We start from the raw sequence: 16350 nt of genomic DNA, 5'->3' as shown, positions 1-16350 counted from the left end.
GTTTCTATTTTGACGATAATAAAGTAAGCCAGTTTATGAAATTCATAAACTGGCTTTATAGCTGGTTCAATCCTTGGTTTGTCAGTATCACCTTAGGCTGTATTATCCTTGCGGCGCCAGTAGGCCTTGTTTTTGTAAGTGTTTTTTTCCCGCAAACTGAAATATGGCAACATCTATATTCAACCGTTTTGTCTGATTATATTGTTAACTCTCTGTTATTAGCCTTTGGCGTTGGCTTCTTAGTGATTTTGATTGGTACTGTCTTAGCCTGGTGTATTGCTAGGTATGAATTTGCAGGCCGAAAACAATTACAATGGTTGATTTTGCTACCAATGGCGATGCCCGCGTACATTATTGCTTACACCTACACAGGTTTGTTGGACTTTGCAGGTCCTTTGCAAACATTATTAAGAGATACATTCCACTGGCAATATGGCGATTATTATTTTCCTGATATTCGCTCCCTGCCAGGCGCTATAATTATGTTGTCCCTGGTGCTTTATCCATATGTATACATGTTAGCGAGAACTGCTTTTAGTGAACAACCAGCAAGCCTTGAAGAGGTATCACGAAGCCTAGGTATATCCCCCAGTAAACACTTGTTTAAGGTAGTGTTACCCCTGGCGCGACCCGCTATTTTAATGGGCGCAGCTCTGGCTATGATGGAGGCATTTGCAGATTATGGAACAGTACAATATTTTGGCCTGAGTACTTTTACTACCGGTATTTTTAGAACTTGGTTCGGCTTAGGTAATGGTATTGCCGCGGCGCAATTAGCTGCTATGTTAACCAGTTTTGTAGTGTTGCTACTGATCCTTGAATATCTGTCTAGGCGAAAGGTTAGCTATTATTTTCAAGGACAAAAAACTAATCAAGTTAACAGGCAAAAATTAAGCGGTAGAAAAGCGTTTTGGGTGCCATTTTTATGTGTGATACCGGTGTTTTTTGGTTTTATGCTACCCGTTCTGCAATTGTTGAAATGGGCATCAATGACGTATTCCAAACAACTCACTAGTGAATTTTGGTTATTATTATGGAATAGTTTTTATTTAGCCGCTATTGCAGCCATCACCGCAGTGATATTGGCACTTATCTTTGCTTATGGAAAACGCCTTAATCCTATTAAGCCGATACAAATTCTAGTGGGCGTGGTTAATTTAGGATATGCAGTGCCCGGAACTGTGATTGCTATCGGCGCCATGATTTCACTGAGTTGGTTGGATATAAAATTAAATACTCTGACTGAAAACTGGTTTGACGTGAGTGTTGGCTTAATATTTTCAGGTTCATTGTTTGCTCTGATTTTAGTTTACAGCAGTCGCTTTTTAGCTGTCGCTATGCACAATATCGATACAGGCTTGTCTAGAGTCAAACCAAGTATGGATGATGCTTCTCGTTCCTTAGGGTATAAACCTTTACAAGTCCTCAGAGTTATTCACGTGCCTTTAATGAAAACCAGTGTACTTAGTGCCTTATTATTAGTATTTGTGGATGTGTTAAAAGAACTTCCTGCTACCTTAATTTTACGTCCATTTAATTTTAATACTTTGGCAGTCAGAGCATTTGAGCTTGCTTCAGACGAACGTCTTATGGACGCTGCGCTCCCTGCTTTAGCCATTGTCAGTGTTGGTATATTACCTGTTATTTTGTTGACCTTGTTAATGGACAAACCCAGTCAACAAAGTTCACAAGTCAATTAAGGAGCTTATGTTAAGTCTCAATAATGTATCTGTTGCTTACCAAAAAACCCAAGCCGTTCAAAACGTTACTTTTGAATTAGGCGTTGGGCAAATAGGTTGTTTATTAGGGCCATCAGGATGTGGTAAAACCTCCCTCCTTCGAGCAGTGGCGGGATTTGAAAAGATAGCAGAAGGACAAATTTCACTACGTCAACAGCTGGTTAGTGCTAAGCATAGTCATGTTGAGCCTGAAAAGCGCCGTGTCGCAGTAGTGTTTCAAGATTACGCGTTGTTTCCTCATTTAACAGTTGCCCAAAATATTGCTTTTGGTTTACATGAATATACCCGCGCCCAAAAGTTCCAGCGAGTAACTGAGTTGCTGATGTTAGTAGGATTACCCGGATACGAAAGAAGATATCCTCATGCTTTATCAGGAGGCCAGCAACAGCGTGTTGCTTTAGCGAGAGCAATGGCTGCTAAACCCGATTTATTATTGTTAGATGAACCCTTTTCTAGTTTAGATGCAGAGTTAAGAGATGATCTTGCTAAAGAGCTTCGAGTCATTTTAAAACACGAAAATACCACGGCACTTATGGTGACTCACGATCAAAATGAAGCGTTTGCGATGGCTGATGTAATCGGGGTTATGGATCAAGGGCGTTTAATGCAATGGACCGATGCTTACGCGCTTTACCATCGCCCGGTAAATCGTTTTGTGGCGTCCTTTGTGGGTGATGGCGTGTTCTTGTCTGCAACGATAGATAACAACATTAAGTTAAATAGCGGTTTAGGGGTGTTTCCTATTAATCCTGAGAGTGGATTTAAGCAGGGTGATAAGGTGGTGTTTTTAGTTCGTCCAGACGATATCATTCATGATGATGAAAGTGAAACCTTAGCAAAAGTAGTGGATAGGTCGTTTCAAGGCTCTCATATTTTGTACCAACTAGAATTGCAACATGTTGGTCACGCTAGGGTATTGTGTTTGGCTCTTAGTCATCATGATCACCAATTGAATGAACTGATCGGAATTCGTTTAGACTTGGAACATCTTATTGTATTTAAAGATAATGGTGATGTTGCATGAAAGTGGCTATTGTAGGTGCCGGGTTTACAGGTTGTTTGTTGGCAAATTTTCTCAACTCAGAAAGTATGGATATCAGTATTTTTGAAAAATCACGAGGCTGTGGTGGACGAGCTAGCACCAAACAAACTGACTGGGGACAGTGTGATTTAGGAGCTAGCATTGTACCTGCCCAGAAAGTCGACTTTATAGATTTTATGCAAGACTTATGTGACCAAAAAATTGTCAGTCAATGGCCTCAGAACATATTTTTAGCGAATCAAAAGACTGACATTCATCAACCATTAGAAAATGTTGTCAGTGACACAAAACATTTTGTGTTTAACAGCAAGATGAACGCCGCATGTCGACATTGGATAAAAAAAGCTAATTTACACACAAACCATTTAATCAGTCAAATTCGCTTCATTATTGACAAGGGATGGCAGCTAAAATCAAACGATGTCTGGCAGACTGCGTTGTTTGATAAAGTCGTATTAACTGCTCCTTGGCCACAAACCCAGGCATTAATTGAACAATCTGAGTTGCCGATAAAACTACCTGATGCATCTCAATCTTGGACAAGTTGTTGGTCGATTGGCTTAAAATTAAACCATTCAGTCGCTAATAATATTGATTTAGTGTACCTAGATGATCAATCTATACAGACCTTAGTGCGTGATTCAAGCAAACCATTAAGACCTCATGTCATGCCTTCAGAAGCGGCAGGACAGAGTGAAATATGGGTGGCGCAACTGGCTAACGTATTGTCAGATGACTTAGGAAAGTCTGGCAGAGAGAAGGCGATATCTATTGCGATAAAAAGATTTTGTGAGCTGTTTGATTTATCTGATAAGTCAATATCTAATACCTATGCGCACTATTGGCGCTATGCTAAACCTTGCATTGGGCAATCGCCCTTGGGTATTTTGAGTCAGCAGGAATACGGATTATATGTTGGGGGTGATTGGAGCTTTGGGGCCACTATTGAGTCAGCTTATGAAGCGGCTCTCACACTTAGTCAAGCAATAATAACGGGAGAGTAAAGTACTATGATTAACAGTATCCAAGAGTGGTTTAAAGATCAATTAGAAACAGATAACAATGATACTCAACATACGATCGAATTGGCGACAGCTGTGTTGTTATATGAGGTAATGCGTGCGGATCATAAGTTTGAACAATTAGAGCAAAATAGTTATCGCAACCAGCTTAAGAATCATTTTTCTTTGAGTGGTACTGAGCTTGAAATCCTTTGCAAGTTGAGTCAATCCAAAGCGGACGATGCGGCAGATTATCAGCAGTTTACAAGAGTCATCAATGATATTTATGGCGCAGACGAGAAAAGGGCTGTGCTTGATTCATTATGGTCAGTGGCATACGCTGACCATGAACTTAGCCCTGATGAAGATTACACCATCAGAAAAATAGCCGATTTACTTTACATACCTCATAGCCAATTTATACAAAGTAAATTGTCAATTAAGCCTGATTAACGTGTCACTTTTTTCCTTTCAAATGCTAATTCTTCTAGATGTCTTAAATAAAAGACACCATAACTGACTGATATCAATAGCATAATCTAAACCACTGGTACGAGTGTCTCAAATTTAAGACATATAGTGACTAGTTTTTTAAAAGCTATCTGTATAAATCCGTTAATGTTCTTTAAGTTGTTGAAATTTATAATAAATTAATTCTTGGCACGAACTATGTAGTGTATTTCAGTAATCACATTCGATCTGATTGGTTTCTCAGGTGTAAAGCATGGACAGTGAGTGTTGTGAAGGATGTTAGTACATTTCTGGTTTGTTATTGGCTGCGTTGGCGTTTGCATATAATAGTATTAGTATCCTTGATGCGAACTTAAATCGGTATCACTGACGGTATGGATGCCTTATTTTTTTAATTTGATGATTTTTAGTGGTTGTCAGATCTCATTTAGCAAAGGATTATAATGATATGAAAAAGACTAATTATATTGTTCCATTTGTGTTTATTGCTGCATCTATGCAATTGTTTATATCAGCATCTGTAAGGGCTGATAATGAATTGATAGAAAAACTTGATTTGGATAAAGACGGTCAAATCACGATTAAAGAAGCGGTTGCACATCCTGCTGTACTTGCCTTATTTGGGAAAATTGATACAGATGGCAACGGAAAGATAAGTTCAACTGAACTAGCCAAAATTAAAGTGGCTCTGCCCGAAGAAAAAATCATGAGTAAGTCTGAATAAAAACTAAAAAATAAAACCAGAAAAGATCGACTTGTTCGATCTTTTTTTATTATGCTGACACTTCGATAAACTAAAATACAAATGGGAGTTGCCATGCAACTAGGCTCATTACGGCAATTAACACTTATTAGTTTTGTCGTTGTACTTGTGCCTTTGGCATTGCTGGTCGGCTACAGCCAAATTAAGTTAAGCGAAATAGGTCAAATTGCCACTAATGAAGCTGAATATTCGGTCAATACTGTTAGACGCGTCAGTAAAATGGAAGGCCTATCGGTTGATATTGAGCGACTCGTGCGCCAATACCATATTGTAAAGAAGGACGCGCTGAAACCCTTAATCGGAAAATCATCTCAGCGCTTTACCGAATTCCAAATACCTGTTTGCGAGAAGCTGACAGAAAAGACAAACTGTAGTAATTTAACTGAGCGTGTTGATTGGATTAACCAATATTCGGGTACTGACGACCAGTTGTTACTGGATGCACAATTAGCTGAATTTAAACAAAACCTATATGACTTATCGGCTCAAGTAGATAGCAGTCTTGACCGAAGGATCCAAGATCAACAAATATATGTGAGTTCGGTACAACAAACACAATTTTGGTTAACAGCCTGTTTATTAGGTGCTTCATTTATATTAATTGCACTCGGTTCCAAGGCGATATTAAAACCTGTCTCTAGACTTGAGCGCATTATTACCGCCATGTCGAGGCAGGAAGATATATTACCGGAAATTGCCACGTCAGGTCCAAAAGAACTAATTGTATTAGAGCAAAAATTACACCGATTAGCAGGTCGCTTAATTCAATTAGAAAATTTACGACATGCTTTATTGCGTCATGCATCCCATGAGTTAAAAACGCCCTTGGCAAGTATCAAAGAAGGCTGCTCATTGTTGACTGAGCAAGTTGTAGGCCCTCTGAATACAGACCAAGAAGAGGTGTTATCACTTCTAAACAGCAGCACGGACAGATTAAATTTACTTATTGTGCAACTGCTTGATTACAATTTGTTGCTACAACAAGCTAAGCCAGTGTTTTCAAAAATCAACAGTGAACGTTTTTTTAATGAATTTGTGACAGAAAACAGTTTGGCGATTAAACAGCATGATAATCAGATAGATATGAAATTAGAATTAGCCACCGTTTTTGCTGATCAAACGTTGTTTAGAAGGATTTTGGATAACTTGGTGTCAAATGCCATTGCTCACGGCAGTAAAGGCAGTCCGATTAATATTAGACTCTATCAGAAAGGTAACATGCAGGTTTTAGATTTTGCTAATCGCGGTCAACAAATTGATATGGATCAACGGCATATTCTATTTCAGCCTTTTAGTCGTGGTGAGGGCGTGCGAAATGATAGGGTAACAGGCTCTGGACTTGGATTATCCATCGTTGCCGATTGCGCCAGAATGATGTTTGGCAAAGCTGAAATGGTTGAAGTGGATTATGCAGACGTGTGTATTCGTGTGCAGATCCCAGGTAAAGAAGCGAGTATATGAAATCGAAATTATTAACAGTGTTGAGCACCTTTATTTTGTTTTCCAGTTGTGAGTTGCTGCCGTCTTTAAATACCCCCCCAAATAGCGCTGAAGTATTAATCATACAACCTGCCTGTGTATGGCTAAACTCCTCACAAGGCAATAATTGTAAAATCGAATATTGGTTGAAATTTTGGTACGAAATTGAGGATGTATCATGGCCTGAGCGTAAAAAACACATAGAAGCATTGTCTGAACAAGATGCTGATGTATTGAAAAAAGTACTGCTTAGCCAAGGTAAAAGCACTCCGTTTCAAGACCGTTTGCGAGCACAAGGTTGGGTAGAGTCAATTTTACCGAAGTTAACTTCACAGATGCGCCGTTTTATTTTAGTTGCACTCTATTACCCGAGCCAGGATTTGCTGGAAATGGAATCTGCGTTAGTGACTTTGAGTAAAATTAACACTCAACAATCTTTCAAAATTGAAGAGCTACAAATACTCTTAAAAAAACAACAAGGTCAGATAGATCAGTTGCTTAATATCGAAGCATCTATTATTCAAAGTATCGAAGAGGTTAGATAATGAATCAGTTGAATACATCAGATCCTAATGTTCTGTTGGTTGATGATGATGAAAGTTTATTACGCTTAATGGCCATTAGGTTGAAAGGTGAAGGTTACAATGTTCAAAGTGCTGGCGGCGGTAAAGAGGCATTAAGGTTAATCAACACCCAAAATTTTGACGTGGTATTGAGTGATTTGCGGATGCCAGGATTAGACGGTTTAAACCTTTTTGAAGAAATTATGGCACTTGGAAAAGATGTGCCTGTTATTTTAATGACCGCTCACGGCACTATTCAAGATGCTGTTGAAGCGACACAAAGAGGTGTATTCGGTTTTTTGACTAAACCCATAGATCATGATGAATTACGCAGTTTGATGAAAAAAGCGGTGAGTCAAAGCCAAGGAGCGCAAAATGGACAGTGGTGTGAAAAAATCATTACCCGTTCGATGCAAATGGAACAACTGCTTGATCAAGCTTACCGTGTTGCCAAGCGCGATGTTAGCGTGTTAATAAGCGGTGCCAGTGGCACCGGAAAAGAACTTTTGGCCAGTGCCATTCATAAAGCCAGTAAAAGAGTGGATAAAGCTTTTGTAGCGATCAACTGCGGGGCTTTACCAGAAAACTTGCTCGAATCTGAACTGTTTGGTCATGCTAAAGGTTCATTTACAGGGGCGGTTAATGAACATAATGGACTCTTTAGAGAAGCCGATGGTGGTACTTTATTTTTAGATGAAATTGGCGATATGCCCATCCCGCTTCAAGTTAAGTTACTTAGAGCACTGCAAGAACAAACTATCCGTCCCGTGGGCAGCAGTAAACAAATTCCAATTGATGTGAGAGTTATATCCGCGACCCATAAAAACCTCAATAAAGAAATGGAGCTGGGCAATTTCAGAGAAGATTTGTATTACCGACTCAATGTAGTGAATATCACTTTACCTACACTAAGAGAACGCTCTGAAGATATCCCATTACTAGCACGCCACTTGTTAAAAACGAGCGCAGAACGCCATCAGGTTAAGGTTAATCGTTTTTCTGATGATGCAATGCAACTCCTGACTACTTGTTTGTGGCCAGGTAACGTTCGGCAGCTCGTTAACGTGGTTGAACAATGTGTCGCCCTAACTCAAACTCCCATTATTGCATCACATTTAGTTGAACAAGCTTTATCTGCATCAGAGCAGAAATGGCCAACTTTGACAGAAGCAAGGGATGCCTTTGAGCAAAAATATTTATTGAGGTTGCTTAAAATGACGGATGGTAATGTGACTCGGGCAGCAGAATTAGCCGGAAGAAATCGAACTGATATGCACAAACTGATAAAAAAACATGATCTTCACTCGGTCGATTTTAAGCGAGATTAAATGATTGGTTCGAGCCTAAGAATGCTCTTTACTGCGGTTTGTTTAAAAACCCCTGTTATTTACTGATAAGTTCCTTACAATACCGCGAATTTTTTGAATAACGAAAGTGGACTGATGCGATTAGCTCTGGGCATTGAATATAATGGCGCACCCTACCACGGTTGGCAGCGCCAACAAACTGTGGCTAGTGTGCAACAGCACGTTGAAGAAGCGTTAACAACTATAGCCGACGAACCTATCAAGGCAGTCTGTGCCGGGAGAACTGACGCAGGGGTGCATGCTACTTGCCAAGTGGTACATTTTGATACAAATATTCAGCGGCCTGACCGTGCATGGACTATCGGTTTGAATCGCTTTTTACCTAACTCAATTGCAATAAAATGGGTTAAAAATACGGATGACGAGTTTCATGCGCGTTTTTCTGCTACTGCACGGCGTTACCGATATGTCATTTATAATCATCGTCTACGTAATAGCATCTTACCCAAAGGCGTAACGCATATACATAATGAGTTGGACCATAAGTTGATGCATCAAGCAGCTCAACATTTGTTAGGTAAAAATGACTTTAGTGCGTTTAGAGCTGTGGACTGTCAGGCTAACACTCCGGTCCGCCAGATGACTCATATCAATGTGAGCCGATTTGGTGATTACATTATGATTGATGTAACCGCGAACGCATTTTTGCATCATATGGTACGCAATATTACAGGTTCTCTTTTGACGATTGGTAAAAAAGAAAAACCCACAATTTGGATGAAGACATTGTTAGAAGGTAAAGACCGAACTAAAGCTGCATCCACTGCAAAACCGAATGGTTTATACTTAGTTCATGTTACTTACCCCGAAGTTTTTGATTTACCGACTACACCCTTGGGACCATTATTTTTACCAGATTAATACTTCTAAGACCAGTTTTGTATTCTTGATATGTGCTTGATGTGATTTAATAGGGTTTCTTTCGGCCTACAGGGCTTAAAACGGGTATTAAACGAACCGTTGAATATTGTCAATTAGTTAAGATTAACAAATTGCATAACAGGATTTGATATGAGTTGGATTGAAAAAATACTACCACGCACTAAGTCATTGACTAAAAGTAACGTGCCAGAAGGAATTTGGACTAAATGCAGTGAATGTGCAGCTGTTCTGTATAAAACAGAGTTAGAAAAGCAGTTAGGCGTTTGCCCTAAATGTGATCACCATATGCGTATTACCGCACGCGCACGGATCAATCACTTTTTAGACCAAGGTGATAGGGTCGAGTTGGGCGCAGATTTAGAGCCACAAGATTTACTGAAATTTAAAGATTCCAAGAAATATAAAGACAGATTAAGTAGCGCTCAAAAGGCCACCAAAGAAAAAGACGCGATAGTTGTGATGCAGGGTAAACTGAACGGTATGCCCGTTGTTGTGGCTGCATTTGAGTTTGCCTTCATGGGCGGCTCGATGGCTTCAGTTGTGGGTGCTAGATTTGTTAAAGCAGTGAATGCCTGTTTAGAAAATAATACGCCACTTATTTGTTTTTCAACGAGTGGAGGAGCACGTATGCAAGAGGCACTTTTGTCTTTGATGCAGATGGCTAAAACAAGTGCAGCATTAGCTAAAATGAGCGATAAAGGGTTGCCGTATATTTCAGTTATGACTGATCCGACTATGGGTGGCGTCTCTGCAAGTTTAGCTATGTTGGGTGACGTGAACGTAGCAGAGCCTAAAGCTTTGATTGGCTTTGCAGGTCCAAGAGTGATTGAACAAACGGTGCGTGAAACATTACCTGCAGGATTTCAACGCAGTGAATTTTTGTTAGAAAAAGGTGCGATTGATATCATTGTCGATCGCCGTGAAATGCGCGACAAGTTATATAGTTTATTGTCGAAACTGCATCACCAACATCATTAAATAATGTCTTATATCTCCACCACTCAAGCCTCTGAAAAAGAGGCTTGGACATTAAACCAATGGCTGACTTATCTTGAACAGGTTCATCCAAGCAACATTGAGTTGGGATTAGAACGGGTTGCCGAGGTTTTTTGCAATATGCAAGTGGATCTCAGCCAGCGAACCATTATCACTGTTGCCGGTACTAATGGTAAGGGCACTACCTGTGCCTTTATTGAGCAAGCTTTATTGGCGTCAAAACATTCAGTCGCTGTATTTAGTTCACCGCACCTTTTAGATTACCGTGAGCGTGTCAGAGTTGCTGGCGCCATGCTGACAGAAAAAGCTCACTGCCAAGCATTTTTGAAGGTAGATAAAGCGCGAGGCGTTACTTCATTAACCTATTTTGAATTTGGCACACTAGCGGCACTGCAACTCATGGCTGACTCCAGTGCAGATTATTTGTTGTTAGAAGTGGGGTTAGGTGGGCGATTAGATGCTATTAATATTGTCGATGCCACTATCGCTGTAATAACCAGTATTGATTTAGACCATCAAGATTGGCTTGGTCATACTAAAGAATTAATTGCTATTGAAAAGGCGGGTATATTTAGAGCTAATATTCCCGCTGTTATTGGTGAACCCCATCCCCCCATTACACTAGTAGAGGCCGCCTCTAGTTATCAGGTCAAACCTGTATGGCAAGGTACTGATTTTCAATTCCAACTAGACACGAAAGGATTTCATTGGCAAGGTGTTAATAGTCGTTATGACAATCTACCTATTCCTAATATCCCCGCTCAAAATGCCTCAACAGCATTACAAGTCATCGAAATATTAGGATTGAATTTAGACGATTTCCAGATGACACAGGTAATTAATCAAACCAGTTTGCCCGGAAGGCGCCAGGTTATACAAAATAAACCCTGCGTTATGTTAGATGTAGCACATAACCCGCATGCTACGAGTTTGTTAGCCTTCGATATTAGAAATATGCAATATAAACGCGTTATAGCGGTTGTAGGTATGTTGGCAGACAAAGATATTGAGGCAACGCTTTCTCACATGTTGCCTGTTGTATCAGTTTGGTATTGCGCTACTTTAGATGTTGTTCGAGGGGCGCAGTCAAGTAGATTGGTTTCTGCTGTGTTAAGCTCAAAGCAAAAAGTGTTAGAATATGTCTCAGTCGAAGTCGCTTATCAATGTGCTTTAGAAAATGCCAAAGAAGATGATTTAGTAGTCGTTTTTGGATCTTTTTTTACGGTTACAAATGTATTGAAAATTGCGACGATAACCCCTCAAGAAAAGGTGTAGAAGAGTGTCATCCGCATTACAAAATCGCTTGGTAGGAACCGCAATAGTTGTTGCCATAGTCGTGATTTTTTTACCTGACTTATTAGATGGGAAACAAGAATCAAAGCGTGATTTATTTGTTAAACTGCCACAAAAGCCTTCAATGAAAACGGTTCAATCACCTTCTTCATTCGACACCGATAAAGTAAAAGAAGCGGCGACACGTAAAGTCGAAGTCATTTCTGAGCAAGCAGTCGATGATAACCTCGCTTCTAACTTACCTGCTGCGACCAAATCTGAAAGCCGAACTACAGATGTGCAAGTGCCTGATGTATACCAAGCAAGCGAGTCTGCCGCAGTGGTGCAAACATCAAAGGCAAACAAAACCAAAACCAGCAGTTTACAGCAGCAAACAGTTGTAGAACAAGATGTTGATAGGCTATTAGCCAGTGCAGGTTGGGTGGTTCAGCTAGGCAGCTTTCGCCATCAGAAGAATGTAAAAGAGTTATTAAATCGTTTAGAGAAAGCAGGCTATCGGGCTTTCAGCCGTCCAGTGAAAACCAATTCCGGGATCTTAACAAAAGTGTTTGTTGGTCCTGATCTGCAAAAAAATAATTTAGAAAATGCACTTTCCCACCTAAAAGAATTAACTAACTTGCAGGGTAGGGTGACACCTTTTACTGTTCAATAATTCATCGGGTAATGTTCAACAGTAAATTGGTTAAAAGATTCCCAGTTATTCCAAGTTGTAACAAAATTATCAGGATTTTCGCTAGACCTTTTGGTAGAATGCGCGCGAATTTAATTCTGTGGCGTTAGGAAGCTAGTTCATCTTAACGTTACGTCATTTAAGCGGTAAAAACGAATCTTATGAATTGGATTGACTACGCCATATTATGTGTAACTTTACTTTCCGCTGTAATCAGCATAATTAGAGGCTTTGTAAAAGAAGCTATTTCCTTGGCAATTTGGTTTAGTGCGTTTTTTATAGCCAGCCAATTTTATGCAGACCTTGCCACTTATCTCACTAAATTTGATGACTTGATGATCCGTAATGGTGTAGCCATTGCCATCTTGTTTGTATCGACTTTAGTGATAGGTGGATTAGTGAATTATCTGATTTCTCAATTAGTTCAGTTCACAGGGCTGACAGGTACAGATCGTGCGTTAGGACTGGTTTTTGGTGCTTTGCGAGGTGTTTTAATTGTGAGTGCGTTGTTATTTTTCTTAGATACTTTTACCCCTGTGTCAGCATCAACATGGTGGGAAACGTCCGTTCTTATTCCAGAATTTAGTTTAATCATTGAGTGGTTTTTTGAATATTTACAAAACAACTCAAGTTTTATAAAGCCAGTATAAAAAGGTAAATAGCATGTGTGGTATTGTCGGAATAGTGGGTAAAAGCCCTGTTAATCAAGCTTTGTACGATGCCTTGACTGTACTCCAGCATCGTGGCCAAGACGCCGCTGGCATAGTCACTGTAGATGATGGTGTGATCCATCTCAGGAAAGACAATGGATTGGTTCGAGATGTGTTTCATACTCGTCATATGAAAAGACTAACGGGGCAATTTGGTATTGGTCACGTTCGTTATCCCACTGCTGGCAGTTCAAGCTCAGCAGAAGCACAACCTTTTTATGTTAACTCTCCCTACGGTATTGCTTTTGCTCATAACGGTAATTTAACCAACGCACACGAGCTTAAAGATGAAGTGGCAAAAGTGGCCAAAAGGCATATCAATACCACCTCAGATTCTGAGTTGTTGTTGAACATTATTGCCCATGAATTGCAAAATTGTGAAGGTTTACACTTAACACCAGAAGAGGTGTTTAAAGCTGTCTCCAAGGTGCATTTAAAAATCCGCGGTGCTTACGCTGTTGTCGCTGTTATTATTGGCAATGGCATGTTGGCATTTAGAGACCCATTTGGGATCCGCCCGTTATCCTTAGGTAAACGCAAAACTGAGTTCGGTGATGAATATATGGTGGCCTCAGAAAGTGTGGCACTTGACGCGGTTGGTTTTACCTTTATCCGTGATGTGGCACCTGGCGAAGCAGTTTATGTGACCGAGTCAGGCGAGTTGCACACTCAACAATGTGCGCATCAACCTATTAGTGCTCCTTGCATATTTGAGTTCGTGTATTTTGCTCGTCCAGATTCGTTTATTGACGGCATTTCTGTCTATGCCTCTAGAGTGAATATGGGCCGAAAACTGGGGCAAAAAATTGCTAAAGAGTGGGCTGATTTAGATATTGATGTGGTTATCCCTATTCCAGAAACGTCTACCGATGTTGCACTTCAAATTGCTCTCGAGTTAGATAAACCTTATCGCCAAGGGTTTGTTAAAAACCGTTATATTGGCCGTACGTTTATTATGCCAGGACAAACCATGCGCCGTAAGTCGGTGCGCCGAAAACTGAATGCTATTCCCTCAGAATTTAAAGATAAGAGTGTGCTCTTGGTGGATGATTCGATCGTTCGAGGCACTACATCAGAGCAAATTATTGAAATGGCGCGTGAGTCTGGCGCTAAGAAAGTATACTTTGCCTCTGCAGCCCCTGAAATTCGTTTTCCTAATGTGTATGGTATTGATATGCCATCAGCTAATGAGCTGATTGCATATGGTCGTGAGATTGAACAGATCAGTGATCTGATCCGTGCTGATGGCTTGATTTTTCAAGACCTCGATGATTTAATTGATGCGGTTCGTGAGTTGAACCCTGACATTAAACGTTTTGAAACCTCAGTGTTTGATGGAAATTATATTACGGGTGATGTAGATAATGCATATTTGCAGCGTATAGATAATATGCGTAATGAAGAAACAAAAAATGAAGGTATGCAAACAGAATTGAGTAATTTAGAAATGCACAATATGAGTCAAGACTAGGCGATACTTTTTGTCACTTTTAAAAGCATAAAAAAGCCACGTTTGTATAAAACGTGGCTTTTTTGTACGTCACATATAGGCTTTAACCCACGTACACAGGGCCCATGCCCATACTCCATAGAATAACCGACGCTGCCATTAATATCGCGAGCAATACTAAGCCACAAGTGACCACTGAACTTGCATAAATAAACCCTTTTCCTTCTGGAATATGCATTAATATTGGTGTACCTGCATAGAGTAAATATACTGAATAGGTTAAGCCAATTAACCCAACAAGCATAACAAACCATAACACTGGAAGGAAAGCTGCAAAGCCCACCATAAACAGTGGTGTTGCAGTATAAGCTGCCAGTTCAAGTGACTGGGTATAAGTCGGTGTTGCATCGAATGCTTTAGCTAGTTCATGAATTAACATTGCTAAGGCGATCACACCTGTCATTAAACCGAAGTACATACCTATGCTCATCAGCATAGCGCTATTCGGTGTTAATTTAATAATATCACCTACACCGATACTCCAACCAAGATGCGCCGCAGAATAATAACCCATCAAAACAGGTATTAAAGAAATGACGGCTATATGACTCAAACTGTAAAAGTAACTCTCGTGACGTTGGTCGATTGAGTGCCACTCTTCTTTTGGATGTGTATATAATCCCCACAGGTGGTTTAAAATCATACAGATCAGTCTCTTATGTTATTAAAGGTAAATACGTTTTGTTAATCTATATTAAACATATCATTAACATTTATTGTCTGTGAGTAGACTCTAAGCGTCAACCTTTTTATCATGGTCTTCGTAAGCTAATTGATCTTGATCAAGGTTAACTTGCTTAGTTAAATATATGGTTAAGTATTAATCTGGTATGAAATTGTAAAAAAGCGGAGATAAGAGATTTTAAGTGCTTAAATGTTAAGCACTGGATATTTTTATATTTACTTATATTCAAAAACAACCAGGATAACGAAATTTTACAATCTCGCTAATAATGTTGTTTATTACTTTTTATTCCGAAACAGTAACCATTTAACTGGTCTGCAATTAGATTGAATGCTGGTCATATGGTTGCATTTATAATCGCGAGAGTCATCGCTATGATGCTGATACTTCACCTTTTTAAGGCCCTTGATTAGTTTTCCCGTTTTCCCCTCGCCTTGATTACCTGCTTTGTTTTTGCGCCGCCAACATATAATTCACCCAAGTTGGTTTGATTAACTTCATGCTACGTTTTATGGGGTTAACGGCTACCCCAGTGGTGGCGATTAACTCAAATCCATCGTCATGTAACAAAGGTATTATTTCACTTGGCTTAACCAACTTATTATAGTGATGTGTGCCTTTTGGTAATAAACCAGTGACATACTCTGCACCAAAAATAAGCGATGATAAAAGACTAGCCAATTACGATTGATAGAAGCAATAAACTGTGTGCCTTGGGGTTTCACCAATGCATTACAACTGCGAATAAAGCTGCTTACATCTACTACGTGTTCAACAACTTCCATGTTAAACACTAAGTCAAATTGTTGTTTGGTTTCAACCATTTTTTCAACGCTGATTAATTTATAGTCAATTTTAAGCCCGTTCTGCTTCGCATGCGCTTTAGCCACCATAATATTTTTATCGACCACGTCTATTGCCGTTACATCGGCACCTTGTTTAGCCAATGACTCGCTCAATATGCCACCGCCGCAACCAATATCTAGGACTTTCAACCCAGCTAACGGCTGTTGCTTTTGATTTTGTGTTTTAAGCTGCCCCAGAATCCAGTCAATTCTTAGTGCATTGAGTTTATGTAGAGGCCAGAACGGGCCATCAATGTCCCACCATGTTCCCGCCAGTTTTTCATAATAGGCGACTTCTTTAGGGTCAATATTTACTGACTTCAGGTTTGCCACT

Annotated in this window: 16 protein-coding genes; 14 read left to right on the top strand and 2 right to left on the bottom strand. The window is 39.9% G+C overall.

Features of this window, described 5'->3' with window-relative positions; genetic code table 11:
• Positions 1–35: 35 nt before the first annotated feature.
• The 14 genes from C427_RS13975 (at position 36) to purF (ending at position 14447) form a co-directional block, all read left to right on the top strand.
• Complete coding sequence (locus tag C427_RS13975) at positions 36–1700, top strand: ABC transporter permease (protein ID WP_187292361.1); 1665 nt, start codon at positions 36–38, stop codon at positions 1698–1700.
• 7 nt (positions 1701–1707) lie between these two features.
• Positions 1708–2763: an ABC transporter ATP-binding protein gene (locus C427_RS13970; RefSeq protein WP_007638749.1), complete on the top strand. Its 1056-nt coding sequence runs from the start codon at positions 1708–1710 to the stop codon at positions 2761–2763.
• Positions 2760–3785 (top strand): NAD(P)/FAD-dependent oxidoreductase, encoded by a 1026-nt coding sequence (locus tag C427_RS13965; RefSeq protein WP_007638748.1) that lies wholly within the window; start codon positions 2760–2762, stop codon positions 3783–3785. The genes C427_RS13970 and C427_RS13965 overlap by 4 nt, the downstream gene beginning before the upstream one ends.
• 6 nt (positions 3786–3791) lie before the next feature.
• Positions 3792–4235 (top strand): tellurite resistance TerB family protein, encoded by a 444-nt coding sequence (locus C427_RS13960; protein WP_007638747.1) that lies wholly within the window; start codon positions 3792–3794, stop codon positions 4233–4235.
• Between the two features lie 466 nt (positions 4236–4701).
• On the top strand, positions 4702–4977 hold the full coding sequence (locus C427_RS13955) for an EF-hand domain-containing protein (RefSeq protein WP_007638746.1): 276 nt from the start codon (positions 4702–4704) through the stop codon (positions 4975–4977).
• Between the two features lie 93 nt (positions 4978–5070).
• Positions 5071–6477 (top strand): sensor histidine kinase, encoded by a 1407-nt coding sequence (locus C427_RS13950; RefSeq protein WP_007638745.1) that lies wholly within the window; start codon positions 5071–5073, stop codon positions 6475–6477.
• Positions 6474–7040: a hypothetical protein gene (locus tag C427_RS13945; RefSeq protein WP_007638744.1), complete on the top strand. Its 567-nt coding sequence runs from the start codon at positions 6474–6476 to the stop codon at positions 7038–7040. The genes C427_RS13950 and C427_RS13945 overlap by 4 nt, the downstream gene beginning before the upstream one ends.
• Positions 7040–8386: a sigma 54-interacting transcriptional regulator gene (locus C427_RS13940; RefSeq protein WP_007638742.1), complete on the top strand. Its 1347-nt coding sequence runs from the start codon at positions 7040–7042 to the stop codon at positions 8384–8386. The genes C427_RS13945 and C427_RS13940 overlap by 1 nt, the downstream gene beginning before the upstream one ends.
• Before the next feature lie 114 nt (positions 8387–8500).
• Entirely contained in the window at positions 8501–9286 is a 786-nt protein-coding gene (gene truA, locus C427_RS13935; RefSeq protein ID WP_007638741.1) for a tRNA pseudouridine(38-40) synthase TruA, read from the top strand.
• Between the two features lie 150 nt (positions 9287–9436).
• Complete coding sequence (gene accD, locus C427_RS13930; protein WP_007638740.1) at positions 9437–10285, top strand: acetyl-CoA carboxylase, carboxyltransferase subunit beta; 849 nt, start codon at positions 9437–9439, stop codon at positions 10283–10285.
• A gap of 3 nt (positions 10286–10288) precedes the next feature.
• A complete protein-coding gene (gene folC, locus C427_RS13925; RefSeq protein WP_007638739.1) occupies positions 10289–11578 on the top strand; it encodes a bifunctional tetrahydrofolate synthase/dihydrofolate synthase in 1290 nt (429 codons plus the stop codon).
• A gap of 4 nt (positions 11579–11582) precedes the next feature.
• Entirely contained in the window at positions 11583–12248 is a 666-nt protein-coding gene (locus C427_RS13920) for an SPOR domain-containing protein (protein ID WP_007638738.1), read from the top strand.
• 179 nt (positions 12249–12427) lie between these two features.
• The gene (locus C427_RS13915) at positions 12428–12916 is read left to right on the top strand and encodes a CvpA family protein (RefSeq protein WP_007638736.1); all 489 of its coding nucleotides are present in this window, start codon (positions 12428–12430) and stop codon (positions 12914–12916) included.
• Positions 12917–12929: 13 nt separating this feature from the next.
• Entirely contained in the window at positions 12930–14447 is a 1518-nt protein-coding gene (gene purF, locus C427_RS13910) for an amidophosphoribosyltransferase (RefSeq protein WP_007638728.1), read from the top strand.
• 82 nt (positions 14448–14529) lie between these two features.
• Here purF and C427_RS13905 read toward each other — a convergent pair whose 3' ends face one another.
• Together C427_RS13905 and ubiG are read right to left on the bottom strand one after the other, a co-directional pair.
• Positions 14530–15129, bottom strand: coding sequence for a Yip1 family protein (locus tag C427_RS13905; protein WP_007638727.1), 600 nt, complete (start codon positions 15127–15129; stop codon positions 14530–14532).
• A 617-nt stretch (positions 15130–15746) separates the two neighbouring features.
• Entirely contained in the window at positions 15747–16349 is a 603-nt protein-coding gene (gene ubiG / locus C427_RS13900) for a bifunctional 2-polyprenyl-6-hydroxyphenol methylase/3-demethylubiquinol 3-O-methyltransferase UbiG (RefSeq protein ID WP_015430968.1), read from the bottom strand.
• Position 16350: the final 1 nt, after the last annotated feature.

It is taken from the genome of Paraglaciecola psychrophila 170, assembly GCF_000347635.1.
Taxonomy (GTDB): Bacteria; Pseudomonadota; Gammaproteobacteria; order Enterobacterales; family Alteromonadaceae; genus Paraglaciecola; species Paraglaciecola psychrophila.
The sequence above is the reverse complement of the archived record's forward strand: the minus strand, read 5'-3'. Positions and strand labels throughout refer to the sequence as shown.

Excerpts from the sequence above, each read along its gene's own strand:
- C427_RS13975 (WP_187292361.1), top strand. The coding sequence starts at position 36 with ATGAAATTCATAAACTGGCTTTATAGCTGGTTCAATCCTTGGTTTGTC.
- C427_RS13970 (WP_007638749.1), top strand. The coding sequence starts at position 1,708 with ATGTTAAGTCTCAATAATGTATCTGTTGCTTACCAAAAAACCCAAGCC.
- C427_RS13965 (WP_007638748.1), top strand. The coding sequence starts at position 2,760 with ATGAAAGTGGCTATTGTAGGTGCCGGGTTTACAGGTTGTTTGTTGGCA.
- C427_RS13960 (WP_007638747.1), top strand. The coding sequence starts at position 3,792 with ATGATTAACAGTATCCAAGAGTGGTTTAAAGATCAATTAGAAACAGAT.
- C427_RS13955 (WP_007638746.1), top strand. The coding sequence starts at position 4,702 with ATGAAAAAGACTAATTATATTGTTCCATTTGTGTTTATTGCTGCATCT.
- C427_RS13950 (WP_007638745.1), top strand. The coding sequence starts at position 5,071 with ATGCAACTAGGCTCATTACGGCAATTAACACTTATTAGTTTTGTCGTT.
- C427_RS13945 (WP_007638744.1), top strand. The coding sequence starts at position 6,474 with ATGAAATCGAAATTATTAACAGTGTTGAGCACCTTTATTTTGTTTTCC.
- C427_RS13940 (WP_007638742.1), top strand. The coding sequence starts at position 7,040 with ATGAATCAGTTGAATACATCAGATCCTAATGTTCTGTTGGTTGATGAT.
- truA (WP_007638741.1), top strand. The coding sequence starts at position 8,501 with ATGCGATTAGCTCTGGGCATTGAATATAATGGCGCACCCTACCACGGT.
- accD (WP_007638740.1), top strand. The coding sequence starts at position 9,437 with ATGAGTTGGATTGAAAAAATACTACCACGCACTAAGTCATTGACTAAA.
- folC (WP_007638739.1), top strand. The coding sequence starts at position 10,289 with ATGTCTTATATCTCCACCACTCAAGCCTCTGAAAAAGAGGCTTGGACA.
- C427_RS13915 (WP_007638736.1), top strand. The coding sequence starts at position 12,428 with ATGAATTGGATTGACTACGCCATATTATGTGTAACTTTACTTTCCGCT.
- purF (WP_007638728.1), top strand. The coding sequence starts at position 12,930 with ATGTGTGGTATTGTCGGAATAGTGGGTAAAAGCCCTGTTAATCAAGCT.
- C427_RS13905 (WP_007638727.1), bottom strand. The coding sequence starts at position 15,129 with ATGATTTTAAACCACCTGTGGGGATTATATACACATCCAAAAGAAGAG.